The sequence below is a fragment of the Microbacterium algeriense genome (genome assembly GCF_008868005.1).
Classification (GTDB): domain Bacteria; phylum Actinomycetota; class Actinomycetes; order Actinomycetales; family Microbacteriaceae; genus Microbacterium; species Microbacterium algeriense.
The window spans coordinates 568,379-592,712 of record NZ_WAAO01000002.1 but is presented as its reverse complement, the minus strand read 5'-3'; the positions used below and the strand labels follow the sequence as shown (position 1 = coordinate 592,712).

General features: G+C 69.6%; 25 protein-coding genes and 1 tRNA gene. 8 read left to right on the top strand and 18 right to left on the bottom strand.

From position 1 onward, the window contains the following. Positions 1 to 3: 3 nt before the first annotated feature. On the bottom strand, positions 4 to 2,448 hold the full coding sequence (locus tag F6A08_RS10420; RefSeq protein ID WP_151459404.1) for a tetratricopeptide repeat protein: 2,445 nt from the start codon (positions 2,446 to 2,448) through the stop codon (positions 4 to 6). Positions 2,449 to 2,576: 128 nt separating this feature from the next. Between F6A08_RS10420 and F6A08_RS10415 the strand changes: the two genes are divergently transcribed. After that, a complete protein-coding gene (locus F6A08_RS10415; protein WP_017204464.1) occupies positions 2,577 to 3,074 on the top strand; it encodes a hypothetical protein in 498 nt (165 codons plus the stop codon). A gap of 2 nt (positions 3,075 to 3,076) precedes the next feature. Further along, positions 3,077 to 4,081: a hypothetical protein gene (locus tag F6A08_RS10410; protein ID WP_225855808.1), complete on the top strand. Its 1,005-nt coding sequence runs from the start codon at positions 3,077 to 3,079 to the stop codon at positions 4,079 to 4,081. On the opposite strand, the gene F6A08_RS10405 is transcribed toward F6A08_RS10410, so the two are convergent. From F6A08_RS10405 to F6A08_RS10395, 3 genes are all read right to left on the bottom strand, one after another. Beyond that, positions 4,047 to 5,060, bottom strand: a complete 1,014-nt coding sequence (locus tag F6A08_RS10405) for a DNA topoisomerase IB (RefSeq protein ID WP_151459403.1) — start codon at positions 5,058 to 5,060, stop codon at positions 4,047 to 4,049. The genes F6A08_RS10410 and F6A08_RS10405 overlap by 35 nt on opposite strands. A gap of 90 nt (positions 5,061 to 5,150) precedes the next feature. Continuing rightward, on the bottom strand, positions 5,151 to 5,642 hold the full coding sequence (locus F6A08_RS10400) for a hypothetical protein (RefSeq protein WP_017204461.1): 492 nt from the start codon (positions 5,640 to 5,642) through the stop codon (positions 5,151 to 5,153). 9 nt (positions 5,643 to 5,651) lie between these two features. After that, positions 5,652 to 7,010 (bottom strand): MFS transporter, encoded by a 1,359-nt coding sequence (locus F6A08_RS10395; RefSeq protein WP_225855807.1) that lies wholly within the window; start codon positions 7,008 to 7,010, stop codon positions 5,652 to 5,654. Between the two features lie 39 nt (positions 7,011 to 7,049). Here F6A08_RS10395 and F6A08_RS10390 point away from each other — a divergent pair, with 39 nt between their 5' ends. From F6A08_RS10390 to F6A08_RS10375, 4 genes are read left to right on the top strand one after another with little or no spacing between them, the layout of a single operon-like run. Next, positions 7,050 to 7,334 carry an ArsR/SmtB family transcription factor gene (locus tag F6A08_RS10390; RefSeq protein WP_017204459.1) on the top strand — a complete coding sequence of 95 codons (285 nt, stop codon included), beginning with the start codon at positions 7,050 to 7,052 and terminating at the stop codon, positions 7,332 to 7,334. After that, positions 7,331 to 7,723 carry a VOC family protein gene (locus F6A08_RS10385; RefSeq protein WP_192576749.1) on the top strand — a complete coding sequence of 131 codons (393 nt, stop codon included), beginning with the start codon at positions 7,331 to 7,333 and terminating at the stop codon, positions 7,721 to 7,723. Before F6A08_RS10390 ends, F6A08_RS10385 begins: the two co-directional genes overlap by 4 nt. 53 nt (positions 7,724 to 7,776) lie before the next feature. Then, positions 7,777 to 8,235 carry a tyrosine-type recombinase/integrase gene (locus F6A08_RS10380; RefSeq protein WP_192576748.1) on the top strand — a complete coding sequence of 153 codons (459 nt, stop codon included), beginning with the start codon at positions 7,777 to 7,779 and terminating at the stop codon, positions 8,233 to 8,235. Between the two features lie 60 nt (positions 8,236 to 8,295). After that, positions 8,296 to 8,703: a tyrosine-type recombinase/integrase gene (locus tag F6A08_RS10375; RefSeq protein WP_151459401.1), complete on the top strand. Its 408-nt coding sequence runs from the start codon at positions 8,296 to 8,298 to the stop codon at positions 8,701 to 8,703. A gap of 15 nt (positions 8,704 to 8,718) precedes the next feature. On the opposite strand, the gene F6A08_RS10370 is transcribed toward F6A08_RS10375, so the two are convergent. From F6A08_RS10370 to F6A08_RS10325, 10 genes are all read right to left on the bottom strand, one after another. Then, positions 8,719 to 9,639 (bottom strand): DUF3800 domain-containing protein, encoded by a 921-nt coding sequence (locus tag F6A08_RS10370; RefSeq protein ID WP_151459400.1) that lies wholly within the window; start codon positions 9,637 to 9,639, stop codon positions 8,719 to 8,721. A 7-nt stretch (positions 9,640 to 9,646) separates the two neighbouring features. Next, a tRNA-Gln gene (locus F6A08_RS10365) sits at positions 9,647 to 9,718 on the bottom strand. A 99-nt stretch (positions 9,719 to 9,817) separates the two neighbouring features. Continuing rightward, entirely contained in the window at positions 9,818 to 11,323 is a 1,506-nt protein-coding gene (gene gltX / locus F6A08_RS10360; RefSeq protein ID WP_124895423.1) for a glutamate--tRNA ligase, read from the bottom strand. A 146-nt stretch (positions 11,324 to 11,469) separates the two neighbouring features. Next, positions 11,470 to 12,234, bottom strand: coding sequence for a class I SAM-dependent methyltransferase (locus tag F6A08_RS10355; protein ID WP_151459399.1), 765 nt, complete (start codon positions 12,232 to 12,234; stop codon positions 11,470 to 11,472). Beyond that, positions 12,234 to 13,490 carry an MFS transporter gene (locus tag F6A08_RS10350; RefSeq protein WP_151459398.1) on the bottom strand — a complete coding sequence of 419 codons (1,257 nt, stop codon included), beginning with the start codon at positions 13,488 to 13,490 and terminating at the stop codon, positions 12,234 to 12,236. The genes F6A08_RS10355 and F6A08_RS10350 overlap by 1 nt, the downstream gene beginning before the upstream one ends. Beyond that, positions 13,487 to 14,263 carry a fumarylacetoacetate hydrolase family protein gene (locus tag F6A08_RS10345; RefSeq protein WP_017204454.1) on the bottom strand — a complete coding sequence of 259 codons (777 nt, stop codon included), beginning with the start codon at positions 14,261 to 14,263 and terminating at the stop codon, positions 13,487 to 13,489. Before F6A08_RS10345 ends, F6A08_RS10350 begins: the two co-directional genes overlap by 4 nt. Before the next feature lie 125 nt (positions 14,264 to 14,388). After that, positions 14,389 to 15,369, bottom strand: coding sequence for a hypothetical protein (locus tag F6A08_RS10340; protein WP_151459397.1), 981 nt, complete (start codon positions 15,367 to 15,369; stop codon positions 14,389 to 14,391). Between the two features lie 191 nt (positions 15,370 to 15,560). After that, positions 15,561 to 16,661, bottom strand: coding sequence for a branched-chain amino acid aminotransferase (locus F6A08_RS10335; RefSeq protein ID WP_017204452.1), 1,101 nt, complete (start codon positions 16,659 to 16,661; stop codon positions 15,561 to 15,563). 62 nt (positions 16,662 to 16,723) lie between these two features. After that, positions 16,724 to 17,767, bottom strand: a complete 1,044-nt coding sequence (locus F6A08_RS10330) for a 3-isopropylmalate dehydrogenase (RefSeq protein WP_151459396.1) — start codon at positions 17,765 to 17,767, stop codon at positions 16,724 to 16,726. A gap of 81 nt (positions 17,768 to 17,848) precedes the next feature. Continuing rightward, positions 17,849 to 19,384 carry an MFS transporter gene (locus F6A08_RS10325; RefSeq protein WP_151459395.1) on the bottom strand — a complete coding sequence of 512 codons (1,536 nt, stop codon included), beginning with the start codon at positions 19,382 to 19,384 and terminating at the stop codon, positions 17,849 to 17,851. A 96-nt stretch (positions 19,385 to 19,480) separates the two neighbouring features. Between F6A08_RS10325 and F6A08_RS10320 the strand changes: the two genes are divergently transcribed. After that, positions 19,481 to 20,023 (top strand): TetR/AcrR family transcriptional regulator, encoded by a 543-nt coding sequence (locus F6A08_RS10320; protein ID WP_151459394.1) that lies wholly within the window; start codon positions 19,481 to 19,483, stop codon positions 20,021 to 20,023. Positions 20,024 to 20,084: 61 nt separating this feature from the next. Here F6A08_RS10320 and serA read toward each other — a convergent pair whose 3' ends face one another. From serA to F6A08_RS10305, 3 genes are all read right to left on the bottom strand, one after another. Continuing rightward, positions 20,085 to 21,689: a phosphoglycerate dehydrogenase gene (serA, locus tag F6A08_RS10315; RefSeq protein WP_151459393.1), complete on the bottom strand. Its 1,605-nt coding sequence runs from the start codon at positions 21,687 to 21,689 to the stop codon at positions 20,085 to 20,087. A gap of 141 nt (positions 21,690 to 21,830) precedes the next feature. Then, complete coding sequence (locus tag F6A08_RS10310) at positions 21,831 to 22,169, bottom strand: hypothetical protein (RefSeq protein ID WP_017204447.1); 339 nt, start codon at positions 22,167 to 22,169, stop codon at positions 21,831 to 21,833. After that, on the bottom strand, positions 22,166 to 22,627 hold the full coding sequence (locus F6A08_RS10305) for a hypothetical protein (protein WP_017204446.1): 462 nt from the start codon (positions 22,625 to 22,627) through the stop codon (positions 22,166 to 22,168). The genes F6A08_RS10310 and F6A08_RS10305 overlap by 4 nt, the downstream gene beginning before the upstream one ends. A gap of 84 nt (positions 22,628 to 22,711) precedes the next feature. Between F6A08_RS10305 and F6A08_RS10300 the strand changes: the two genes are divergently transcribed. Continuing rightward, positions 22,712 to 23,641, top strand: a complete 930-nt coding sequence (locus F6A08_RS10300; RefSeq protein WP_017204445.1) for a hypothetical protein — start codon at positions 22,712 to 22,714, stop codon at positions 23,639 to 23,641. A 13-nt stretch (positions 23,642 to 23,654) separates the two neighbouring features. Here the strand turns inward: F6A08_RS10300 and F6A08_RS10295 are convergent, their stop codons facing one another. Beyond that, positions 23,655 to 24,323 carry a GntR family transcriptional regulator gene (locus tag F6A08_RS10295; RefSeq protein WP_151459392.1) on the bottom strand — a complete coding sequence of 223 codons (669 nt, stop codon included), beginning with the start codon at positions 24,321 to 24,323 and terminating at the stop codon, positions 23,655 to 23,657. Positions 24,324 to 24,334: the final 11 nt, after the last annotated feature.

Here is a 24,334-nt window from a genome sequence, read left to right as displayed (position 1 = left end):
GCCTCAGACAGCAGCGAGACGATGGCCCATCGCGGCGTAGAGACGACGCGACGCAGCCCTCCGCGTCTCGGCCTCGTGTTTCTCACCCCGGGCGTCCGCGATGACGGCGAGCAGCGCATCGCTCCGCGCCACCTCCGCCCGGTCGCCCGTCGCCTCCGCGACGCTGCGCGCCTCATGCGCGTGCCGTTCCGCCTCGCGCCACCGCGTCGCATCCGCCGCGGCCCCGTCGACGAGGATCTCGGCGAGAGAGTTCGCGGCTTCCGTCGCGATGAGCGGGGATCCCGCCTGCTCCGCCTCCGCGAGCACCCGCTCGGCTGTCGCCCGCGCCGCGGCGGTAGCACCTCGGCGGCCGCGGATCCGCGCCGAGAGCAGGTCGAGATCTGCGGAGGTGCCGAACTCGCCCGCCACGCGCAGCGTCTCCTGGGCGTCCGCGCACCGACGCAGAGCGAGCTCATCGTCGCCGCGGGCCTCCGCGACGAGCGCCAGCGTCCTGCGCACGAAGGGAAGGGAGGCGACGCTCGACGACGCGAGAAGCTCCTCCAGCTCCGCCTCGGCCTCGGCCAACCGACCCCGTGCGAGCAGGAGCAGCGGACGGTTGCCCCGCACCACCGCGATGTTGAGGTCGTCGCCCTCTTCGAGGGCGATGCGCAGAGCCTGCGCGTATCCTTCCTCCGCCTGCGGATAGCGGGCGAGGATGCGCAGCGTATCGGCGTGGTTCCCCCTCGCCCGGCCCTCCACCACGCGGTCCCCCACCGCGCGAGCGATGTCGATGGCTCGGCGATACGACACGAGGGCCTCATCCAGGTGGCTCATCCAGCGCTGGACGTTGCCGATCTGGTTCCAGGTCCGCGCCGACGACACCCCCACGGCGATGCGTCGCACGCGATGCAGGGTGATGAGGGCCTCGTCCAGTCGGCCCAGCTTCTCGGCGCACTGCGCCACCCCGAGCGCGATCTCGGGGACGAGCTCCAGCCCCCGTCCTCGGGCGGCGAGATCGTGCAGCTGCAGCGATTCGCTCCAGAGCGACCACCGTGCGAGGTCGGGGTGCGCGTCCAGCGCCAGCCTCTCGACCGCCCCGTCCAGGTCGTGCTCGCGGGCGGCAGCGGCGACCGCGAGCACCGTGCCCACCTCGCGGGGGGCGTAGTCGGGATCTTCGGCGATGAGGGCCAGCACCGCATCCGCCGCACGCTGCACGAAACGCCGCCGAGTCGATGACGGACGCAGGGCGCGGGACCGTTCCGCCGCGAAGGCGAACACCGTGTCGTGCATCGTCACGCGGCCCGCGTGCCGTTCCAGCAGGTGCCGGGCCTCCAGCCTCCCCAGCGCCTCCTCGGCATGCGGGCCCACGGCGGCCCGGAGCACCGCCTCGTCCAGGTCGCGATCGAGCAGGGCAGCGTCGGCGAGCACCTCCGCGTCCGGCGAGGACAGGGACCGGGTCGCGGCCTCGAGGACCGGACGGATTCGGGCGTCGCGCGGCTCGTGCTCGAAGCGGGAGGCGAGGTCGTCGAAGGACCAGCGCGGGTGCTCCCGCACGATGCCGGCGAGCATCGCGATATCCAGGGGAAGGCCGCCGCCGACCGCGACGATCCGGCCGAGCGCCTCGTCGTCGATCCCGCTGCCCCGAACGCCGGAAGCGGCACCGCGGGAGTCCGCGAGGAGCATGGTCAGCAGCTCCCGCGCCTCCGCCTCCGCCATCGGCGGCACCACGACGCGAGCCACCGCGACGCCCCCGCCGGGAATCCGCAGCTCGAGGTCGGCCGGGTCGCGCCGCGTCGTCACGAGGAAGCGGACGCCGGGGACGAGCAGTGCGCCGAGCCGCTCTGCATCACCGGCGTCCTCGATCACGACTCTCGTCCGGTGCGCGGCTCGAGACAGTTGCGCGCGTAATCGTGAGAGCTCGTAGGGAAGGGAGCGCACGCCGAGCGCGCTCAGCATGCGGCGGAGGATGTCCACGGGGTCTGCCAGCGGGCGGTCCGGATCCGACTCCCGCAGCTCCACCGTGAGCACGGGGTCTGGGCCGGCCAGCGCGGATGCCAGGGTCGTCTTGCCGACGCCGGGAAGGCCTGTCAGCACGACCACGTCCGCATCGGGGATCGTCGCCATCAGCGCCTCCCGCCCCGTCGCGGTTCCCGCTCTCTCCCGTGCCGCGAGCACGACCTCGACATGCACGCCGGAGCGTTCGCCGTTGAGCGCTCGTGCCGCCGCGCGCCACGTCTCCGCGTGCTCCGGCGAGCCGCCCAGTGCGCGCACGATGTCCCCCACGAGCCGGACGTCGACCCGACGCCGCCCGGGACGGAAGCAGTCGTAGACGGTGACCTTCGCGGGCTCGTCGCCGTCGCGGAGGTCGCCGATCCGACGCGCGATCTCCGCGTAGGAAGGGGTACCGGCCGCGACGCGCAGCCGCCCCAGCCCCGCAGTGAGCTCGTCGAACGTGCGAGGGCCGGGCATGTCCTGAGCCTAGGGCAGAGCGTCGACGTACGGCCGTTCGGATTCGTTCGGGGTTCCACGGGAGGCTGTCCGCGCTCCGTACGCTCGGCTCCGGAGCGGGCACCCGCACGGACAAGGAGACAGACGACATGACCACACGCGCATCGATCGCCGCGAAGCTCGACGACTTCGCCTTCCAGAAGGTGAACTTCGGCGGCTTTCTGATGAACAAGCGCGCGAAGAACTCCCACGCCCTGTGGACCCGCGCCTCGGAGAAGGGCGTGACCGAACTCACGATCCTCGCCTCGCGCGACTTCGGCGAGGGCAACGTCTACGACGTCGCCGCGTTCACGCTGGACGGGAACGTGCCGGAGCATCTGCTCTCCGAGCTGCGGACCGAAGCGGACCGCCTGGCCGACAGGATCAACCTCCGCGAGCACGGCTACGTCTACACCTGCCTGGAGCCGTGGGACGGCGGTGGATCGATCTGGATCTCGAAGAAGCCGGAGTTCCGGGCGCTGAGCCGGCCCGACGAGGGCGTGTACGTCATCCCGATCCAGCGTCTGAGCGGTCTGGGCGAGCCGCGATGGCTGGCATGGGCCCGCGATGCCGGGCAGCTGAACATCGCGATCGTCTACAAGCCCTGACGGTGACCCGGCACGGTCGCGCGGGAGCGGTGGGCGCACCGGGGGGCGCGCCCACCGTCCTGCTCCTGGGCGGGCTCTCCCTCGCCTACCTCGGCATCGCCGCGGCCGTCGCTCTGTACCTCCTCCCGGTCGGCTTCGGCCTGCAGGGGTCGGTGCTCCTGGCGACTCAGTTGGCCGTGCTGCTCGCTGGCGCGCTGCTCGTGGGCACCACAGCCTCGCGCATCCGTCGTCATCAGCGGCGTCAGGCGGTGCTCGCCGACCTCGCCTCAGGCTTCGGATGGACCTATCGCGTCGACGTCGGCGACCGCATGTGGGGCGGGTCTGTCGATGAGCAGATCGATCGCGGGAACCGAACCTCCACGGACCTCATCGACGCGCGAGACACCGAGGTGCCCTTCGATTCCGTGGAGCGCACCTTCGTCGTCGGCGACGGGGAGGGGGCGACGATGCACACCGTCCGGGCAGTGCGGATCCCGCTGCCGAGCGAGGTGCCGCGCATCGCGCTGCGGTCTCGGCGCGGCGCCGGTGCGCTGAGCCTGCTCCCCCGTCGGCCTCGCGGCAGGACGGAGCTGCGCCTCGAGGGGAACTTCAGCGATGTGTTCGAGGTGTCCGTACCACCGGGATACGAGACGTCGGCGCTGTACGTGCTGACACCTGATCTGATGGCCGTGCTCCTCGACACCAGCGCCGACCTCGACCTCGAGGTCGTCGACAGCACTCTGCACGTGTACTTCCCCGCGCTCGACCTCACCCGCCCGGAGGAGCTCGGTCGGTTCCTGACGGCTATCGCGGTGCTGCACGACCGGTTCGGACGCCGCACTCTGCTCTATCGGGACGAGCACGCCGAGTCGCTGGATCCCGAAGCCGTGCGACGAGCAGGCGACACCCTCGCGCACCGTGCCAGGGAACTGGAGACCAGGGCGCGCTGGTGGCCGGTGCTCGTGGCCGTGCTCACCCCGCTCGTGCCCCTGGTCATCGCCGTCGCGTGGATCGCTCTCGCCGATTGACCTTCCGCGACGTCTCCGGTCCACCCAGCAGACGTCGGATCGCTGTCTCCGGGGTGACGTCGAGGTCGAGCGTCCTCCCCCGTCCGTACTGGCGGAACACCCGGGGGTCGATGTAGCTGTTGCGGGCGACGGCGGTCGTGTTGCCGAGGGCCGTCGCCGCCGCCTGGACGGCCAGGCGCTCCGCCTGGCCGCGCTGTCCTCGTCGATCCAACGGGCCGATCCGGGCGAGGGCGTCCGCCGCGATGATCGTGCCGTGCAGCGTCCGGAAGTCCTTGGCGGTGAACGTCGCCCCGAGAACGTCCTTCAGATACGCGTTGACCTCGGCGGGTGTGATCTTCACACGCCGACGCCCTCGGCGGTACGCCAGCAGGAACGCGTTCGAGGATCCGGCCGCGAAATCCGTGAGCGCATCGGCCAGGGACTCGTCGGTGATCTCGATCGACGCGGTGCGCCCGCTCTTCGCGGGGAACGACATCGCGACGTCACGCCCGTCGATGCGCACATCGCGTCGTCGGAGCGTGGTCAGGCCCCGACTGCCGTGACGCGCGAGGTACCGTTCCGACCCGATGCGGAGCGCTGCGTCGTCGAGCAGTCGGAAGGCGATGGCCAGAGCCCGCTCCTTCGTCTGTCCCTCTTCGCGCAGCGCCTTCGTCACCTGCGCTCTGGCGCTGGGCAGAGCCGCGGCGAGGTCGAGCGCCCGCACGAACTTGCGCCGGTCGCGCGACACCCGCCAGAGCGGGTGGTACAGGTACTGCTTGCGTCCGGCCTGGTCGATGCCGACGGCCTGGATGTGCGCGAGCGGGTCGGCAGCGATCCACACCTCGCGCCAGGCCGGCGGGATCACCAGGTCGTTGATGCGCTCGCGGTCGGCCTCCGGTGCCGACGCACCGCTGGGATCCACGTAGCGGAATGCCGACCCGGAACGCTGTCGACGGAATCCCGGATCCACACCGGGAACCACTCTGCTCAGTCGCGCCATCCCTCGCCTCTCCTCTTCGTCGCTGTCTCCACGACGATGGCGGATGCCGCCGCGACGGGAAAGGGAGTGGTCACGCCACCGTGCCGCGTGCTAGGCGGTCGGTGCGTCCTTCGCGAAGACGGCCCGCATGTGGTCGCTGGTGAGGAAATCGGCGATGCCGATCATGATGAGGCTGAACACGATCTGCTCCGTCACCATCCACACCGGATAGAGACCGGGGATGGCTGCCATGACGAGCGTGATGACAGGGAAGATCTGAGCGAAGAGACGCAGTCGCTGATAGGCCCACCGCCACCCGCGCCGTGCCCTCCATGCGAAGTAGAACAGCGTCGCCGTCATGGCCAGCACGATCAGCGTGCGCATCCATACCGCGAAGGGCACGCTCTCACCGTCGACCGCGAGCAGCAGCGCGACGACGACCGCGCCGACACCGAGCACCAGTTCGGCGACGAGCAGCCAGAGGATCCAGGTGAACGCGCGGACCGTCCGGGGGTGGGTGCGACCGGCATCGCTGATCAGGACGCCGGCCTGCCGCCCGCCCGCGATGCGATCCAGTCGGAGGAACAGGGGTTCGAGGGCCATGCTCGGAGCCTAGACCGGCGGCGTCCGCTCGACATCGTCCGTTCGATGGACGTCGACGCTCCCGTTGGCCGATGTGGGAAGCACCCGCTCCAGCACGAACGCCAGCACACCGACGGCGAGGCTGCCGGCGACCATGAGCGCGATGAACCAGCCGCTCACTCCCGCGCCCAGGAGCACACCGGCGACAAGCGGGCCGAGGATCGCCCCGCCCTGGAACGCCGCCGAGTTCAGGGCGTTGTAGCGTCCGCGCGTGCGGTCGGTGGCCAGGTCGTTGTAGATGGCGGGGATCGTCGGCTGCATCATCGTCTCCCCGAAGGCGAACACGCCCATGAACGCGATCACCGCGATCGCGGCCGTGACCGAGTCGGGAAGCAGACCGGCGGCGCCGAGCATGACCCACGAGACCGCCCAGATGAGCGCCATGACCTGCATGACCCTCGTGCGCCGTCGACCGTTGATGAGGCGGAGGACGGCGAACTGCAGCAGCACGATGACCGCTGTGTTCACGGCGAACGAGATGCCGACCACGGCGGTCGACACCTGAGCGATCTGTCGGGCATAGGCGGGGAAGCCCGCCTCGATCTGCCCGTAGCCGATGAAGACGGAGAAGAACGTCAACAGCGTCATCCAGAGCACCGCAGGACGCCGGAGGATCTGGCGATAGCCGCCCTCGACGGCGACATCGGGGTCGGGATCCGGCTGCGTGCGCACGTGACGGAGCGGCCCGAGGAGCAGCGCGAGCGGGATCAGGCTCGTCGCCGCGTCGATGAGGAAGATCGTCGTGAAGGTCGACGGATCCGTCACGTCGACGAAGAAGCCGCCGATGATGCCGCCGACGCCGATGCCGAGGTTGACCAGGGCGAAGTTCACGCCGAAGTACTGCTGGCGGACCTCGCCGTCGACCACCGAGGCGATCAGAGCGTTGAACCCGGGCCAGGACACCCCGAAGTTCACGCCGATGAGCACGACCGCCACGGTCGCGACGGCGGGATGCGTGGCGTAGGCCAGGAGCGTGCAGCCCGCGATCATCGACAGCAGACCCACGATCAGCACGCGGCGGGCACCGAAGCGGTCGATGAGCGTGCCACCGGGTCCCGTGACGACGAGGCCCGTGATCGCGATGAGGCTCATCAGAGCCCCGGAGAACCCGAGGTCGAAGCCGCGGACCTCATGGAGGTAGATGATCGTGAACGGCAGCGTCATCCCGCGTCCGAGAGTCTGGATCGCCACGGTCGACAGCAGCCAGCGCCCTTCGGTGGGCAGGGCGCTCCAGAAGCTCTTCATTCCGATCACCTCGGTATTCTCGCGGATACCGCCGACGCCGCCGTCCACGAGCATGTCCGCCGCCCGTCCTGCGTGTCCCCACACCCTTGACAGGCAAGTCTCCACTTGCCTATTCTGCGATGCATGACGGACGTGTACCGGGCTCTCGCCGACCCCACCCGTCGGGGCATCCTCGACCTCCTGGTGGAACGCGACGGGATGACCCTGTTCGAGATCTGCGGTCGCCTCGCGACGGCAGGGACAGGGTCTTCGCGCCAGGCGATCTCCCAGCACCTCGCAGTCCTCGAGGAGTGCGGGCTCGTCCGCTCCGCCAGGGTGGGTCGCACCAAGGTGCACCACCTCCGCACCGAACCCCTGCGCGAGATCACGCGCCGGTGGCCCATCGATGGAGAGGAAGACAGAAGATGAGAGCACGACTGCACGTGATGAGCGTGTTCGTGGACGATCAGGCCAAGGCCCAGGAGTTCTACACGGACAGGCTCGGCTTCGTCACGAAGAGCGATGTCCCCGTCGGCGACTTCCGCTGGCTCACGGTCGTCGGCGCCGACGCGCCCGACGGCGTCGAGCTGCTGCTGGAGCCTGACGAGAATCCCGCCGCCAAGCAGTACACCCGAGCGCTCGCTGAGCAGGGCATTCCCGCGGCATCGTTCGAGGTCGATGACGTCGACGCAGCCTACCGAGAGCTCACCGGGCAGGGCGTGGTGTTCGTGCAGCCGCCGACCGATGGCGGCCCGGTGCGCATCGCCGTCCTCGATGACACCTGTGGCAATCTGATCCAGCTGGTCAGCCCGGTGTGAGCGGAGACGACAGAAGCCCGGAGATCCGATCTGCAGCGGATTTCCGGGCTTCTGTGAAGTGCTGGGGTACCTGGACTCAGCCGACCGAAGAGGCCCAGTGGCGACCGCTAAGGGCCAAGAAGGCGTGGCTGGCGGAGCAGCGGGCGGCGGTCTCGCCCAAGACCAAGCGACCCCACTCGCAGTCGTCCATCCGCACGCGTTACGTCGCTGTGGCAGCGGTGTTCAAGTACGCCGTGCAGCTACGGCTCATCAACGTGGACCCGTGCATCCCGGTGCGCATCCCAAAGGTCGAGCACCACGAGCTAACGTTCCTCTCCCCCGAGCAGGTCAACGCCGTTGTTGAGCGCCTGGACGCCGAGCCGCCGGACGGTCTGGTGGTGCAGTTCGCCGCGTACACCGGACTGCGCGCCGGGGAGCTTCAAGGCATGCGCATCCGCGACGTGAATCTGTTCGCGCGGCAGCCGTACGTTCATGTCCAGAGGCAGGCGCAATACGAGCCGAAACGGGGCTAGCAGTACATCACGCCGAAGTCAGCGAAGTCGATCCGCAAGGTGCCGCTGCACCCTGTCCTGGTGCCGCGGCACCGCGAGCACGTCGCAGCTCACCCGTTCGGCAACGACCCCGACGCGATGTTCTGGCCGGGCCGACGGCGCAGCGGTCGGGGTGGCGGTCGCGGGACGCTGGACTACGCCATCCAGTTCAACCTCGACAACTTCTATCGGAAGCACTTCCTGGTGGTGCTGAAGGAGCTGCGCATCCCTGTTGTGCGCTGGCACGACCTTCGACACTTCTACGTGAGCGCGTGCGCCTCGGCGGGTATCCCGATTGAGCGCGTCGCCAAGTACATGGGCCACGCTGACATCGGCACCATGTACAAGCACTACCTGCACTTGTTCAGCGACGACCACACCGACGACATGGCGCGCCTGGCAGCCGTGGCCAGCCGCCCCGCCCTGGCGAGAATCATCGACATCGGGTGAGTGCGATCTCGGGCTTCAGTCGTCGTTCGAGAACGTCGCAAGGGCAGCGGCAAGACTGTCGTATAGCTCCTTGTACCGGTAGGCCTTCACCGTCTGGGGGCGCGGGTGGTACCCGTAGCCCCTCACCTGCTTTACGCCGTTCTGCGTTTCGACGCCCCACAGCAGGTCGCCAAGCGGCGGGAACATCGCGCGCGCAACGTCGTTTCGACCCCAGCCGCCCGCAGCGTTAACGCAGTACCGGAACGCTCCCAAGGCCACGTCGGTGGCACTACTTAGGTGCGAGGCGTTGTCGTTGGTCTGGCCGAAGAGTCGAATACGGGAGTTGACCGAAAGCTGACGACCCTCGAAGTCCAGCCCGTATTGGAACAGATACTCCAGATGGTCGTATCGACCGTTGTCACGGTCGATCAACATCAGCCCCGTTGCGCCGTCTCGGTACAGCAGATCGTCGTATGCATAGACGAGGGTGTTGAGCGCGAAGTTCATTCTCGTGTCGTAGGGCTCATTCACGCAGATGTCATGCAGGATGACGTACACGATCATCCGTACGCCGATGTTGCGGAGCCGCTCAATCAGATCCTGTTTGGCATCTTTGTGTTGCTGCGGTGTGATGTAGTCCGGTCGGCCATTCGTGTCGAACTTCAAGCTATCGCCGGGCCGGTAGCCGTAAGCGTCGCGCACCTCGCGCACTGCGGTGTCAACGAGATCGATCTGCGGCTCAGTGAAGACCAATCCGCCCACGATGAAGAAGTGATCCGCGGAGTAGTCGCGGTTCGTCTCGTCAACCAAGAACCAGTGCATAGCGCTCATATTGGCAGAAGACGACGCGAAAGGCTCGCGCGCACCGAACCGAGTGGTTTTGGAGGGGATGCGCCGCCGACGCCGGAAACGACAGAGGCCCGGATCATCCGTTTTGAAGCGGAATTCCGGGCCCATCTGTCTGCTGGGGTACCTGGACTCGAACCAAGAACAACTGAACCAGAATCAGCCGTGTTGCCAATTACACCATACCCCAAGGGCGAAACCGGAGCCTCGCACCGAGAGTCAAGCTTACCCGAGCGGCGACCGATCGCCAAAACCACCGGCGTGTGCCGCCGCTCGGGCGCGTCGCGACTCAGCGCGCGAGGAACGCGGAGAGTCCGCGCAGCCGGCGCAGCGACTCCTCTTTGCCGAGCAGCTCCATGGACTCGAACAGCGGCGGCGACACCCGGCGGCCCGTGATCGCGACGCGCGGGGGCCCGTAGGCCACGCGCGGCTTCAGCTCGAGGTTCTCGACCAGCGCCGTGGACAGCGCGTCCTGGATGCTCTCCGGCGTGAAGTCGTCGACCGGCTCCAGCGCTGCGACGCAGGCGTCGAGCACGTCGGCGGCGTTGGCCGGCAGTCCCTTGAGGGCATCCTCGTCGTAGGAGACCTCGTCGCGGAACAGGAATCCGACCATCCCGGGCACGTCGCCCAGCAGCTGCACGCGCTCCTGCACGAGGGGCGCCGCGCGGAAGGCGAGCACGAGCTGCTCATGGGTCGGCTCATCGAACAGGCCGGCGGCAGCGAGGTAGGGCACCGTGCGCTCGGCGAAGTCCTTCACGTCGAGCATCCGGATGTGGTCGCCGTTGATCGACTCCGCCTTCTTCTGGTCGAAGCGCGCCGGGTTGGGGTTGACGTTCTCGATGTCGAACGCGGCGATGAACTCGTCGAGCGAGAACACGTCGCGGTCCGGCCCGATCGACCAGCCGAGCAGTGCCAGGTAGTTCAGCAGTCCCTCGTGGATGAAGCCGCGCTCGCGGTGCAGGAACAGGTCGGCCTGCGGGTCGCGCTTGGAGAGCTTCTTGGTCCCGGTCTCCCCCAGTACGAGCGGCATGTGCGCGAAGCGGGGCACGAACGTCGTGACACCCGCGTCGATCAGGGCGGCGTAGAGCGAGAGCTGACGCGCGGTCGACGGCATGAGGTCCTCGCCGCGCAGCACGTGGGTGATGCCCATCAGCGCATCGTCGACGGGATTCACGAAGGTGTACAGGGGCACGCCGTTGGGGCGAACGACGACGAAGTCCGGGAAGGAGCCGGCGGGGAAGGTGACCTCGCCGCGGATGAGGTCGACGTAGGTCAGATCCTCGTCGGGCACGCGAAGGCGGAGCGCGGGCTGACGACCCTCGGCGCGGAACGCCTGCTTCTGCTCGTCGGTGAGGTCGCGGTCGAAGTTGTCGTAGCCGAGCTGCTTCGCTCGACCGTTCGCCTCATTGCGGGCGTCGATCTCCTCGGCCGTCGAGTAGCTCTCGTAGAGCGCGCCCGAAGCGAGGAGCTTGTCGATGACCTCGCGGTAGATGTCGTGGCGCTCGGACTGCCGGTACGGCGCGTGCGGACCGCCGACCTCGACGCCCTCGTCCCAGTCGATCTCGAGCCAGGTCAGCGCATCGACGAGTTGGCGGAAGCTCTCCTCGCTGTCACGGGCGGCGTCGGTGTCCTCGATGCGGAACACCATCTTCCCGCCGTTGTGACGGGCGTACGCCCAGTTGTACAGAGCCGTGCGGACCATGCCGACGTGCGGCAGTCCGGTCGGCGAGGGGCAGAAGCGGACGCGGACGTCGGCACCACTGACGGTCGTGGTGAGGGGGTGAGGGGTAGCCATAGCCCTTCGATTCTACGGGGACCGCACGCGCACCTGTCGGCCGGGAGCGCCGACGGCGACGGCGAGCACGGCACCTGCGGCGACTCGTCCGGCGAGAGCGGACATGGCTCGGACCGTAGCGCAGTGCGCACCGCGTCCACGGGAACTCAGGGCAACAGGTTCACGGCGACCGCCGCACGGTGTTCCAGGGGCAGGAAGCCGTCGACGCCGCGCTCGTCCGCGACGGCCTCGAACGCCGCACGGAACCGCCGACGCTCATCGGAGGCGAGCGCGGTGTAGAGAGCGCCGGCATCGGCCACGCCGCCTTCGACCGACCTCCAGAGCCTGTTCGGGTCGGCGTTCCAGGTCCAGCGGCGCTCGGCGACCACCGGGCGCTCCAGACCCGCGTCCCGCAGCATCCGCGCGAAGCCGTCGGGGGTCCGCTCGAAGTCCTCGTCGGCCGGGAGCTTCACCCCGACGAGCGGCGCCACGCCCGCGCGTTCCGCAACGTCCGCCCAGAGCCAGGAGGGCGAGAGCGTCCAGATCGTCGCGACCACGGCGCCACGGCTCACGCGCCGCAGTTCGGCCGCCGACCTGCGTGGCGAGTCGACATGGTTCAGCACGAAGTTCGCCACGACCACGTCGACGGCGCCGTCGGGGAACGGCAGATCCGGCAGTCCCGCATCGATCATGTCGACCTGCGGACGGTCGCGATGCGCCACCGCCCGCATGGAGGCCTCCGGCTCGCACGCCTGGACGCGCCATCCCGCGTCGGCCCAGGCCGCAGCGAGCCTTCCGTCGCCGGCCCCGACGTCGAGCAGGCTGCGCCCGTGCGGTGCCCCGAGTGCGCGCTGCATCGCGGGCAGGGTCCCGGCACAGAGTGCGGCGTAGGAGGCGGAATACGCCTCGCCGACGCCGGCCCAGTCCTTCATCAGGCGCGGGAACGCGCGAGCGGGGACAGCGCCACGATCGCGATGACCAGGATGAAAGCGGCCACGCCGAGCCCCGCGTACTGGAAGTTCGCCAGCACCACGCCGGCCAGCACCGACCCCGCCGCCGCGGACAAGCTCATCAGCGAATCGCTGCGGCCTTGCCTGCGAGTGCGGAGCTCGGGGGCGGACGCCTCGGTGAGAAGCGCGGCACCGGCCACCGTAGCCGCGCTCCATCCCAGGCCGAGCAGGATGAGCGCGACCATGACTCCCCACGCCTCCGTGCCGGTGAACACCGCGAACGCCAGGGCACCGGCGAGCAGCACCTGTCCGAGCAGCACCACCTGCAGTCTGCCCCAGCGGTCGGCCAGCACACCGAAGACGGGCGACAGCGCGTACATGCCGCCCACGTGCAACGCGATAGTGATCCCCACGAGCGCTGACACATCGGCGGGGGTCGCTGCCATACCCCCGGCGCCGTGCGCCATGTGCGAGAGATGCACGGGCGTCATGGCCATGACCGAGGCCATGACCACGTGGGATCCGGCGATCGCGAAGATCGCGTACCGGGCGACGCGCGGTCGATCGACGGCCACCGCACCGGCGGTCGCGGCGGACGCCTTCGCGAGCCGCTGCGCCGCGAGCAGCGGGTCCGGACGCAGAGCGACGACGTAGAGCACGAGCGCCGCGCACTGCGCCACGAACGAGAAGAGATACGAGCCCGTCTGCGGCGGCATCCCCACCGCCTGCCCGACGATCTCGCCCGGCCCGAGAAGGAGCGGACCGGCGACCCCGCCGATCGTGGTCGACCACACGACGATCGACAGATCCCGGCCGCGATGCTGCGGTGCCGCGAGGTCGGTCGCCGCGAATCGCGACTGCAGGTTCCCCGCGTTGCCTGCGCCGATCATCAGGATGCCGACGAGCAGCAGCGGGAAGATCCGCAGAGAAGCAGCGAGGATGACGACCGCGATGCCCACCAGGGCGAACAGGTTGCCGAGCGTGAGCGCACGACGACGCCCCACGCGAGCGGCGAGGCGGGCGAGCGGGATGGCGCACGCGGCCGCTCCCAGCGTCACCGAGGCCGTCGCCAGACCGGACAGCGCGTCGTTGCCGGAGATGTCCGCCGCCAGAAGCGCGCCGAGCGAGACCGTGGCACCGAAGGCGATCCCGCCGAGCACCTGCCCGAACGACAGCACCAGGACGGTCCGACGCTGGACCGTCGCCTGCTGCCTCGCCGTGAGGGCGATGTCGGTCATGTCGCGGGAACGGCGTCGCGCACCGTGTTGCGCAGGATGCCCAGCCCGGAGATCTCCACCTCGACCACGTCGCCCGCCTCGAAGGTGCCCACGCCCGCGGGAGTCCCCGTCATGATGACGTCGCCCGGCAGGAGTGTGAACACGGCGGAGGCGTACTCGATGATCGCCGGCACCGAGTGGATCATGTCGGTCAGCGGCGCGTGCTGGCGCACCTCGCCGTTGACCCGCGTCTCGATCGTGGCGTTGGCCGGATCGAAGTCCGTCTCGATCACGGGCCCGAGCGGGCAGAAGGTGTCGAACCCCTTGGCCCGGGACCACTGTCCGTCCTTGCGCTGCAGATCACGGGCCGTCACGTCGTTGCCGATCGTGTAGCCGAGCACGTAGTCGAGCGCATTCTCGGCCTTGACGTTCTTCGCGATCTTCCCGATCACGACGACGAGCTCGCCTTCGTACTCGGTGCGCTCGGAGAGCGTCGGGCGCACGATCGTGTCGCCCGGTCCGATGACGGCGGTGTTCGGCTTGAGGAACAGCAGAGGCTCCTCCGGCGCCACTCCCCCCATCTCGGCCGCGTGGTCGTGATAGTTCTTCCCCACGCAGACGACCTTCGACCGCGGGATGACCGGCGCGAGCAGAGCGGCATCCGCCAGCGGCACGCGTGCGCCCGTGGTCTCGTATCCGGCGAACATCGGATCCCCGGCCAGGACCACGAGCTCGCGCTCGTCGATGATCCCGTACATGATGGCTTCGTCGTGGCTGAACCGGGCGATCTTCATGCCCCCAGCCTAGATCCCCCGCGTCCCGTCCCCCACCCGTCGAAACCCCGGTTTGTCGCCCAGACCCCGGGCTGCTCGCGAAGGCAGGGCGGGGTCTCGCGGGGATTCCGGGGTCTCAGCGGAGCTCATCCGGGAGGGCGGATGCCGAACGCGGCGAGCCGGCGCCCGAGGTCCTCCGGCGTGCGGATGTGTCGGGAGCCCCAGCGCACCACGCGCCATCCCGTGACCCCGCGGATCTCGTCCTCGCGGTGCTTCTCCGCCATCACCGCATCGGTCGCCGTGGCGGCTGTCCGCAGGTCCGCGTCCCGGTACTTGTCCTCGCCGTCGAACTCGCCGAACGCCTGCCACCGCAGGAAACCGAAGTCGGCGAAATAGCGTGCGCCGTCGGAGCCCACGATCGGGATCTGCAGATCGACGTCCCGGAAGCCGAGCCGATGGAGCTGGAGGCGGCTCACACTCTCGCCCGGGAGCTGGGCCCGTCCGTCGGCGAAGGCAGCGATCCACCGCGCGCGCCGCACACCCCGGAGCCCTGCCGCGCACAGCCCCTCGACCTCGGCCCGCCACGCCGCGACGGCGTCGAGGTCGACCGCGTGCCCCTCGACCGAGACCAGGCGCAGGGCCGCGTCCCCCGCGGCGACGACGGCCTCCGGACGCAGCAGTCGGGCGAGGTCGAACACCGTGCGAGTCAGCGACGTACACCGGAGCCCGTGCCGCGAGACGATATCCGCCTCATCGAGCGCCAGCTGATGTCGGATGACCCCGGCTTCGGTCCTGGTGTGTCGACGACTGCGGATCGCGGTGTGCACGTCGTCCCGGATCGGCCCCACGAGCGGCAGCCCCCAGAGCGCCGCCGCGGAGAGATGCGAGAACACGGGACCTCCGCCGGGGCTTGCTCTGCGGACGGCGCAGACCCGGACGAGCTGCCGTCCCTCGGGCCACAGCTCGTCCCAGACATCCGCGTCGACGTACGCTCCGCGGTGCACGCGCATCAATCTGCCGACTCCGACCGCCGCCGCCAGCTCCCGCTCCGTCATCCCCGCGTCGAGGACCTCCTCGCGCGACCGCACGAGATCCCAGGCTTCGGAGAACGAGAGGCGCCGCGACATCCCCTCACTCTCCCCCGCTCACCCCCTCCTCCCCCCGTTCTCCACACTCCCACCCCTCATCTCGCGCATCCTCCTCCCCTGTGCAGGAACCATCCCAGCGCGCGAGACCCCGGTTACACGCCGAGACCCCGCCTTCCACGCGTCGACACGGCGGGGTGTCGGCGAGAAGGCGGGGTCTCGGGGAGAGAGGGTCAGGCGTCGAGGCGGAGCAGCCAGCCGTGCTTGTCCTCGCGGCGGCCGTACTGGATGTCGGTGAGCTCCTCGCGGAGGGACAGCGCCAGCTCGCCCAGCGGCTGCGGCTCGTCGAAGCCGTCGCCCACGAGCGCGCCGATCGGGGTCACGACCGCGGCCGTGCCACAGGCGAACACCTCGACGATGTCGCCGGAGGCCACGCCCTCGCGCCACTCGTCGATCGAGATCGGACGCTTCTCGACCGTGTAGCCGCGGTCCTCGGCGAGCTGCAGCAGCGAGTCGCGCGTGATGCCCTCGAGGATGCTGTCGGACTCGGGTGTGACGACCCGACCGTCCTTGAACACGAACACGACGTTCATGCCGCCGAGCTCCTCGACATCGCGGTTCTCGTTGAGGAACACGACCTGGTCGCAGCCCTTCGCGCTGGCCTCGGCCTGCGGCAGGAGGCTGGAGGCGTAGTTGCCCCCCGTCTTCGCCTTGCCGGTGCCGCCGCGGCCCGCGCGGGCGTAGTCCTCGGAGAGCCAGATCCGGACCGGCTTCACGCCGCCGGTGAAGTAAGCGCCGGCGGGGCTCGCGATCACGTAGTAGGCAACCTTCTGCGCGGCCCGCACGCCGAGGAAGGCCTCCTTGGCGAACATGAACGGCCGCAGGTACAGGCTCTGGTCGGCGCCGGAGGGCACCCAGCGGCCGTCGACCGCGATCAGCTCTCGCAACGACTGGATGAAGTACTCGGTCGGCAGCTCCGGCAGCGCGAGGCGGCGGGCGCTCGCCTGCATGCGCGCGGCGTTGCGGTCGGGACGGAAGGTGTGGATCGAGCCGTCGGCGTGCCGGTAGGCCTTGATGCCCTCGAAGATCTCCTGCGCGTAGTGCAGCACGGAGGCGGCGGGGTCGAGCGGGATCGGACCGTAGGGCTGCACGCGCGGACGGTGCCAGCCGCCCTTGGCCGACCAGCAGATGTCGACCATGTGGTCCGTGAAGACGACCCCGAACCCGGGGTTCTCCAGCACCTCGGCGAGGCGGGCCGGCGAGGCCGCGTTCAGGTTCTTCGTCACGGCGAACTCCAGGGGAGCCACGCTCGTCTCGGCGTCGATCGTCGTCATGTCATCATCCAATCCTCGTGGGGCGGGCGCATCCTCGCGCCCTGTCAGCCTACGCCCGCCGTTCAGAGACGGGCAGTGATCGCGGAGCCGATCTCCGCGGTGGTGCGGGCACCGCTGCGGGCGGCGATGTCCGCCTCGACCGCGGCGCTCACCCGCGCCGACTCGGCCGTCAGGCCGAGGTGGTCGAGCAGCAGCGCGATCGAGAGGATCGCGGCGGTCGGGTCGGCCTTCTGCTGACCCGCGATGTCCGGCGCCGAGCCGTGCACGGGCTCGAACATCGACGGGAAGTTGCCATCGGGATTGATGTTCCCGGAGGCGGCGAGGCCGATGCCGCCCGTGACGGCGCCGGCGAGGTCGGTGAGGATGTCACCGAAGAGGTTGTCGGTCACGATCACGTCGAAGCGCGAGGGATCGGTGACCAGGAAGATGGTGGCGGCGTCGACGTGCAGATAGTCGACGGCGACGTCGGGGTGCTCGCCGGCGACCTCGTTCACGACGCGCTGCCAGATGGCACCCGCATGCACGAGCACGTTGGTCTTGTGCACGAGGGTCAGCTTCTTGCGACGACGCTCCGCGAGGGCGAACGCATAGCGGACGACCCGCTCGACACCGAAGGCCGTGTTCACGGAGGTCTCGTTCGCCACCTCCTGCGGCGTCCCCTTCCGGATCGCTCCGCCGTTGCCGACGTAGGGCCCCTCCGTCCCCTCGCGGACGACGACGAAGTCGACCTCGCCCGGGTTCGACAGCGGACCGGGCGCCCCGGCGAAGAGCTTCGAGGGACGCAGGTTCACGTAGTGGTCGAGCGTGAAGCGGAGCTTGAGCAGCAGTCCGCGCTCGATGTTCGCATCCTTCAGCCGCGGGTCCCCCGGGGTGCCGCCGACCGCTCCGAGCAGGATCGCGTCGTGGGCGGAGATCGCGGCGAGGTCGTCGTCCGTGAGCGTGTCGCCGGTCTCGAGGAACCGGCCGGCACCGAGCGAGAAGCGGGTCTTGTCGAAGGTCACGTCGCTGTCCGCGGTGATGGCGTCGAGCACCTTCTCCGCCTCGGCGATGACCTCGGGACCGATGCCGTCACCGGGGATGACGGCCAGCTTCACGACACGCGACATGAGACTCCTTGCGCACTGCACGGGGGTGGACCGGCTCCTGCCCGCCCGGGAGCAGGCGAGCCGGTCCTCCCAGCGTACTGGTCAGTGCGTGGGTGCCTTGCGCAGTGTGACGGCGGCGATCACGCCCGCCGCGACCACGAGTACCGCGCCGATGAGCGAGGTCACCATGACTCCGGAGCCGAATGCCGCGGCCGCGGCATCCCACAGCGCCGCACCCAGAGCGCCCGGCAGCTCCTGGGCGGCCGTGTACGCGCCGGCGAGGGTCTCCCCCGCCGCATGCGCGACATCCGCGGGCAGTCCATCCGGAAGCACGAGTGCACCACGGTAGAAGGCCGTGATGATGCCGCCGAGCACCGCGGTGCCCAGCACGGCGCCGAGCTCGTACGCGGTCTCGGACACTGCACTCGCCGCACCGGCCTTGGCCGCCGGGGCGCTCGAGAGGATCAGCTCGTTGGAGATGGTCTCGGCCGCGCCGATGCCGATACCCAGCACCACGAACGCGATCACGAGCGGCAGCACGCCGTGCTCGTGGGTGGTGAAGGCCACGATCAGGTAGCCGGCGACGGAGAAGGCCAGGGCCGCGGGGATCACGATGTGCGGCGGGACGCGCCGCGAGACCGGCACCACGGTGAGCCCGGCCACGATCATCGCGACCATTCCGGGCACGAGCGCGAGCCCTGCCACCATCGGCGACAGGCCCAGGACGAGCTGCAGATGCTGGGAGACGAAGTAGAGGAAGCCGACGAGCGCCACCACGCTGAGCAGGTTCACCAGGATCGCCCCGGAGAACGAGCCGCGCGTGAAGAGGGCCATGTCGAGCATCGGCGTCGCGGCTCGGAGCTGACGACGCACGAACAGGTAGCCCATTCCGAAGCCGAGCAGCGCCCACGCAGCGGCCGTGAGGCTCGGGCCGTCGACCGCCAGGGACTTGATCGCGTACACCACCGGGATCATGGTCGCCATGGACAGGAGGATGCTGAGGAGGTCGATGCGACCCGGGTTCGGGTCGCGGCTCTCCGGGACGAGGAGCGGTGCGGCGACCAGCAGCGGGATCAGGACCGGGACCGCGATGAGGAAGACCGAGCCCCAGGCGAAGTGCTCGAGCAGGAAACCGCCCACGATGGGGCCCAGGGCCGACCCCGCGGAGAACGCCGAGGCCCACACCGCGATCGCCATGCGGCGCTGGTCGCGGTTCTGGAAGATCGAGCGCAGGAGCGAGAGGGTCGACGGCATCAGCATGGCGCCGAAGAAGCCGAGCAGCGCCCGCGCCGCGATGAGCAGCCCGGCCGTCGGGGCGAACGCGGCGAGTGCCGAGACTGCGGCGAAGCCCGTCGCGCCGATGAGGAGCAGCTTGCGACGACCGAACCGGTCCCCGAGCGTGCCCATCGTCACGAGGAGTCCGGCGAGCACGAGGGGGTACACGTCGATGATCCACAGCTGCTCGGCCCCGGTCGGCGCGAGCGCGATGGAGATCTCCGGGAGCGCGAAGCTCAGCACCGTGTTGTCCACCGACACCAGCAGCACCGGCAGCATGAGGACGACGAGCGCCATCCAGCCGCGGACTCCGACGCGGGGAGCTTCCGTCTCTGTCGTCGGGATCGACGCAGTACGGGTCATGGAACACCTCTCAGGTTCGTGATCGCACGGTTAGTGAACCGTCCGGATGGTATAGTAACAGAATCCGGCCCGTCCCAGCTGTGCAGAGGATCCACGATGCCCCGACCTCCCCTCGCCCGCGAGAAGGTGCTCGACGCCTTCGAAGAGATCCTCATCGCCGAGGGAGAGCGGGCCGCGACGCTCGAAGCGACCGCCAGAGCAGCGGGCGTCTCCAAGGGCGGGCTGCTGTATCACTTCGGCTCGAAGGAGGAGCTCGAGGGCGGACTCCTCGAGCGCCTCGATCACCTCACGACCTTGGACCTCGAGCGCATGACGGCCGCCGAGGAGGGTCCCGTCGCCTACTACGTGCGCACCTCCGTGATGGAGGACGATGCGCTCGACCGGGCGCTCATCGCCGCGACCCGACTCGCCCAGGGCGGCTCCACCCGCGCGGGCGACATTCTCCGCGAGACCCGTCGGCGGTGGGCCGAGACCATCCGCCCGCACGTGCGCGACAGCGCCAGCCTCGACCTCGTGATGCTGGTCAGCGACGGGCTCTACTTCAACAACTCGCTCGACGTGCACGGACCGGAGCGGCTGGTCCCCCGAAGCCACGAGCTCGCCGATCTGATCGCGCTGGTCCTGAAGGCGACCGCCTGACGCCGGCGGACACGGAAGGGGGCGGGAGCTTCGCGCTCCCGCCCCCGTGACGTGCTTCGGCTCAGATCTCGGTGATCTCGATCTGACGGAACAGGTCGGCGTCGATCGCGTCGCGCACGTCGTCGAGCAGCTCGTCCGACACGGGCGAATCCAGCGTCAGCACGCTCAGCGCCTGTGCGCCAGCCGCCTGCCGGGCGATCTGCATCCCGGCGATGTTGATGCCGGCCTCGCCGAACTTCTGCCCGTAGACGGCCACGATGCCGGGACGGTCGGTGTAGAGCATCACGACGTGGTGCTTCTCGATCGGCAGCTCGAGCGCGTGGTCGTTGATGCCGACCAGCTTCTCGGCCTGCTTCGGACCGGTCAGCGTCCCCGACACGGACAGCTGCGAGCCGTCGGACAGCGCTCCCGTGAGCGTGATCACGTTGCGGTACTCGTCGCTCACGTCATCCTTGAGCAGCCGCACCGCGATGCCGCGCTGCTCGGCGAGGAGCGGCGCGTTCACGTACGACACGGTCTCGCTGACGATGTTGGTGAACACGCCCTTCAGCGCAGCGAGCTTCAGCACGCTCACGTCGTACTCGTTGAGCTCGCCGTGCACCTCCACGTCGAGGCTGGTGAGCGGCGAGGTCGCCAGGGCGGCGAAGATCTGGCCGAGCTTCTCGACCAGCGAGATACCGGGGCGCACATAGGGGTCGATCACACCGCCGGCGACGTTCACCGCGTCGGGCACCAGGTCACCGCCGAGGGCGAGGCGCACCGAGCGGGCGACCGAGACGCCGGCCTTTTCCTGCGCCTCCTCCGTGCTGGCGCCGAGGTGCGGTGTCACGACGACGTTCGGCAGGCCGAGCAGCGCGTGCGCCGTGCCGCCTTCGACGGGCGGTTCCGACGTGAAGACGTCGAGCCCGGCGCCGGCGATCTCGCCCGCGATCAGCGCTTCGCGCAGGGCCTCTTCATCGATCAGGCCGCCGCGCGCGACGTTCACGACGAAGGCGGTCGGCTTCATGGCCTTGAACTGCTCGGCACCGATCATGCCCGTGGTCTCGGGCGTCTTCGGCATGTGGATCGTGAGGAAGTCGGACTCCGCGACGAGCTCGTCCAGCGAGAGGAGCTGCACGCCGAGCTGCTGGGCGCGCGCGGAGGTGACGTAGGGGTCGTACGCGACGACGCGCATGTCGAAGGCGGCCAGGCGGGCGGCGACGAGAGCACCGATCCGGCCGAGGCCGACGATGCCGACGGTCTTCTCGAACAGCTCGGCACCGGTGAACGAGCTGCGCTTCCACGCCCCCGCTGACAGCGAGGCGTGCGCGGCCGGGATGCGGCGGGCCAGGCTCAGGATGTGGCCCACCGTGAGCTCGGCGGCCGAGACGATGTTGGAGGTCGGCGCGTTGACGACCATGACACCGGCAGCCGTCGCGGCCTTGATGTCGACGTTGTCGAGACCGACGCCGGCTCGGGCGACGACCTTCAGCTTCGGGGCGTGCGTCAGCGCTTCCTCGTCGATGCGGGTGGCCGAGCGGACCAGGACGGCGTCCGCATCCGCCAGCGCGGCGAACAGCGCCTCGCGGTCGGTGCCGTCGACGTCACGGACGTCGAAATCGGGACCGAGGGCCTCGATCGTGGCGGGAGAGAGTACTTCGGCGATGAGCACGACGGGCTTCGGCACAGTGGATCCTTCGGGGCAGCGCGGCAGGCGGGAGGGGCCGATGCGCCGCACACCATGGGGGCGCGATCGCGTCAACTCTACCCGAGGGCCCATGCGGTCCCGTGCCGTGTGACACCCCGCGCAGGGCGGGATCGGCAGCGATCAGGCGCTGGGAAGAGTCAGGCTCAACGCGATCAGGCTCATCCAGAACACGGCGACGATGCCCAGACCGGCGAGGAACACCAGCGCGAGCTCCCCGACGCTGCGACGCCGACCGATGGCATAGGCGAAGGCGAAGACGATGGCCGGGAAGACGACGCCGAACAGCAGAGTCGCCCAGCCGCCCCCCGTCAGTCCCGTCTGCGCCATCGTGATCAGGTGGGCGACGGCGTTCCAGACCGCATACGCGTAGAAGAGTCCGGCGAGCCCGATGACGAGACCCACCAGCCAGCGAGGCGATCGGGCGACCGACGATCCGGTGTTCGAGGGGGAGGTCATCATCCGATCGCTCCTACGGTGACGAAGGGCCAGGGAACGAGCAGCACGACCCCGGCGAACAGCACCGCGATGCGTATCCACGCCGCCCGCCCTCGGGTGAGGACCCAGCTCGCGAGGAACCACAGCGCGGGTGCGGCGATCGCCAGCACGAACCACGGCAGGAACATGGCGTCCGAGACGAGGAACGACGCCAGCGGCTGCAGCCGCAGTCCGCCGATCAGCCAGCCGATCGTGTAGAGGAGGTAAATGCCGCCGACGACGCCCAGGATCAGCAGCATCGGAGTGCTCAACCCAACGGGTTCCTCTTCCTGCGGGGCGACGACGGTGCCGTCGTCCGCGAGGCGTCCGACCTCGTCGCTCCCCCTGCCGACGGCATTCCACCCTGGCGGGAGCGCTCCGTCCTTCGCGGGTGCCACCTCGTCGCCGTCCCAGCTCAGGGCGTCGTCGGAATCGGAAGTCATGTCCCCCAGCGTAGGACACCCGGTCCACTAGGATCGGGGTTGCCTTCAGCCGGAGCGGCGGGCAGCGGACGGAAAGGGAGCACCGTGGCCGAGAGCGACAGGACCGACGCCGGCATCGAGCATTCCCCGACGACAGAGCCGCCCGCAGGGTGGGTTCCGACTCCCGCGGCGAAGGCGAAGGCCACCCGTTTCCGGTGGATCGCCGGCGTGCTCTGGGCGCTCGCGATCGTCGGCGAGGGCGTCGGCATCTTCTGGCTCCTGCGTCAGCGGGTCTTCGTCGGCGAGGACGGCACGCTGGTGCGCGACCCCGACACGGGGCTGCTGGAGGAGCAGGGGGTCACGGCGACGTTCCCGCAGTGGGCGTTCATCACACTCCTCGTGCTGCTCGTCGTGATCGCCGCCCTGTCCATCACCGGTTCCGTGCTGTGGAAGAAGGCCAATCGCCTCGACCCTGCACGCCGATCGGACAAGACGCGGTTCTTCGTGCAGAACCAGCTCGGGGCCATCATCGCGGTGGTCGCCTTCCTCCCGCTCGTGATCCTGGTCTTCCTGAACAAGGACATGGACAAGGGACAGAAGGCCACGGCCGGGATCGTCGGCGTCGTGCTCGCAGCCCTCGCGGTCTTCATCGGCGCCGACTTCGACCCGCCGTCCGTCGAGCAGTACACCGCCGACCAGTCGGCCGTGATCCAGCTCCTCGGCAAGGACGAGGTCGTCTGGGTGGACGGAGGCAAGGTGTATCACGTCTGCGACGAGGTGCCCGCGATCCAGACCGGCAGCGAGATCCGCACGGGTACGACCGCGCAGGCCGTCGAGGCCGGCAAGATCCGTCTGACGCTGCAGTTCGCCTCGGAGCTGCGCACCTGCGGCCTCCCGGTCCCCGAGAACGACGAGGAGATCACGGAAGCGCTGCGGGCGATCCAGGCCGGCGAGGTCGACACCGTGCTGCCCGCTCCCGAGTGGGCTGACCCCGCCGAAGCCCCGATCCAGGTCGAGGACGCGCCCGCCGAATAGGCCGGCGACGCGGCTACTCCCCGGAGAGCGCCTCGACCAGGCGCTCCTCGGCGGAGGAGAGATGCGCCTCGAGGAGCGCTGCTGCGCGCTCCCCTTCCCCGGATGCGACCGCGTCGAGGATGTCGGCGTGCTGCGCGGCGATGTCTGCGGCGTCGAGCAGCTTCCTCCCCTGCACCTGCGCCATGCACAGCCGCACCTCGTCGAGGACGCTGCGATACATCCGGCCGGTGCGCTCGCTCGACAGCGCGTCGATCAGAGCCGTGTGGAAGCGCAGGTCGGGATCCACGGTCGCCGGGTCGGGCCCTGCCGGCATCGCGAGGAGCTCGGTGTTCGCATCGACCGCGGCCCCGGGGACGGCTCGCCGTGCGGAGAGCTCGCGCAGCGCTGCACTCTCCAACCGCGTCCTGGTGCGGTAGACGTCGCGCACCGTCTCGGGGTCGATGCCGACCACGCGAGCACTGCGATGCGCCGTGCGCACCAGCAGCCCGCTGGCGACGAGCTGCTCGATCGCCGCCTTCGCGCTCGGTCTGGCCACCCCGTACGTCTGCGAGACGGCCGCTTCGGTGAGGGGCGCGCCGGAGCGGATGGCACCGCTCAGGATGCGCTCCCGCAGCTGGGCGGTCACCGCGTCCACGACGCCGACGATCCCGAGGGGCGCGGGCGGGGTCTCGGTCGTGCTCATCGCCCCAGCCT

Coding starts and splice junctions, on each gene's coding strand:
- F6A08_RS10420 (WP_151459404.1), bottom strand. CDS start 2,448: ATGCCCGGCCCTCGCACGTTCGACGAGCTCACTGCGGGGCTGGGGCGG.
- F6A08_RS10415 (WP_017204464.1), top strand. CDS start 2,577: ATGACCACACGCGCATCGATCGCCGCGAAGCTCGACGACTTCGCCTTC.
- F6A08_RS10405 (WP_151459403.1), bottom strand. CDS start 5,060: ATGGCGCGACTGAGCAGAGTGGTTCCCGGTGTGGATCCGGGATTCCGT.
- F6A08_RS10400 (WP_017204461.1), bottom strand. CDS start 5,642: ATGGCCCTCGAACCCCTGTTCCTCCGACTGGATCGCATCGCGGGCGGG.
- F6A08_RS10390 (WP_017204459.1), top strand. CDS start 7,050: ATGACGGACGTGTACCGGGCTCTCGCCGACCCCACCCGTCGGGGCATC.
- F6A08_RS10385 (WP_192576749.1), top strand. CDS start 7,331: ATGAGAGCACGACTGCACGTGATGAGCGTGTTCGTGGACGATCAGGCC.
- F6A08_RS10370 (WP_151459400.1), bottom strand. CDS start 9,639: ATGGGCCCGGAATTCCGCTTCAAAACGGATGATCCGGGCCTCTGTCGT.
- gltX (WP_124895423.1), bottom strand. CDS start 11,323: ATGGCTACCCCTCACCCCCTCACCACGACCGTCAGTGGTGCCGACGTC.
- F6A08_RS10355 (WP_151459399.1), bottom strand. CDS start 12,234: ATGAAGGACTGGGCCGGCGTCGGCGAGGCGTATTCCGCCTCCTACGCC.
- F6A08_RS10350 (WP_151459398.1), bottom strand. CDS start 13,490: ATGACCGACATCGCCCTCACGGCGAGGCAGCAGGCGACGGTCCAGCGT.
- F6A08_RS10345 (WP_017204454.1), bottom strand. CDS start 14,263: ATGAAGATCGCCCGGTTCAGCCACGACGAAGCCATCATGTACGGGATC.
- F6A08_RS10340 (WP_151459397.1), bottom strand. CDS start 15,369: ATGTCGCGGCGCCTCTCGTTCTCCGAAGCCTGGGATCTCGTGCGGTCG.
- F6A08_RS10335 (WP_017204452.1), bottom strand. CDS start 16,661: ATGACGACGATCGACGCCGAGACGAGCGTGGCTCCCCTGGAGTTCGCC.
- F6A08_RS10330 (WP_151459396.1), bottom strand. CDS start 17,767: ATGTCGCGTGTCGTGAAGCTGGCCGTCATCCCCGGTGACGGCATCGGT.
- F6A08_RS10325 (WP_151459395.1), bottom strand. CDS start 19,384: ATGACCCGTACTGCGTCGATCCCGACGACAGAGACGGAAGCTCCCCGC.
- F6A08_RS10320 (WP_151459394.1), top strand. CDS start 19,481: ATGCCCCGACCTCCCCTCGCCCGCGAGAAGGTGCTCGACGCCTTCGAA.
- F6A08_RS10310 (WP_017204447.1), bottom strand. CDS start 22,169: ATGATGACCTCCCCCTCGAACACCGGATCGTCGGTCGCCCGATCGCCT.
- F6A08_RS10305 (WP_017204446.1), bottom strand. CDS start 22,627: ATGACTTCCGATTCCGACGACGCCCTGAGCTGGGACGGCGACGAGGTG.
- F6A08_RS10295 (WP_151459392.1), bottom strand. CDS start 24,323: ATGAGCACGACCGAGACCCCGCCCGCGCCCCTCGGGATCGTCGGCGTC.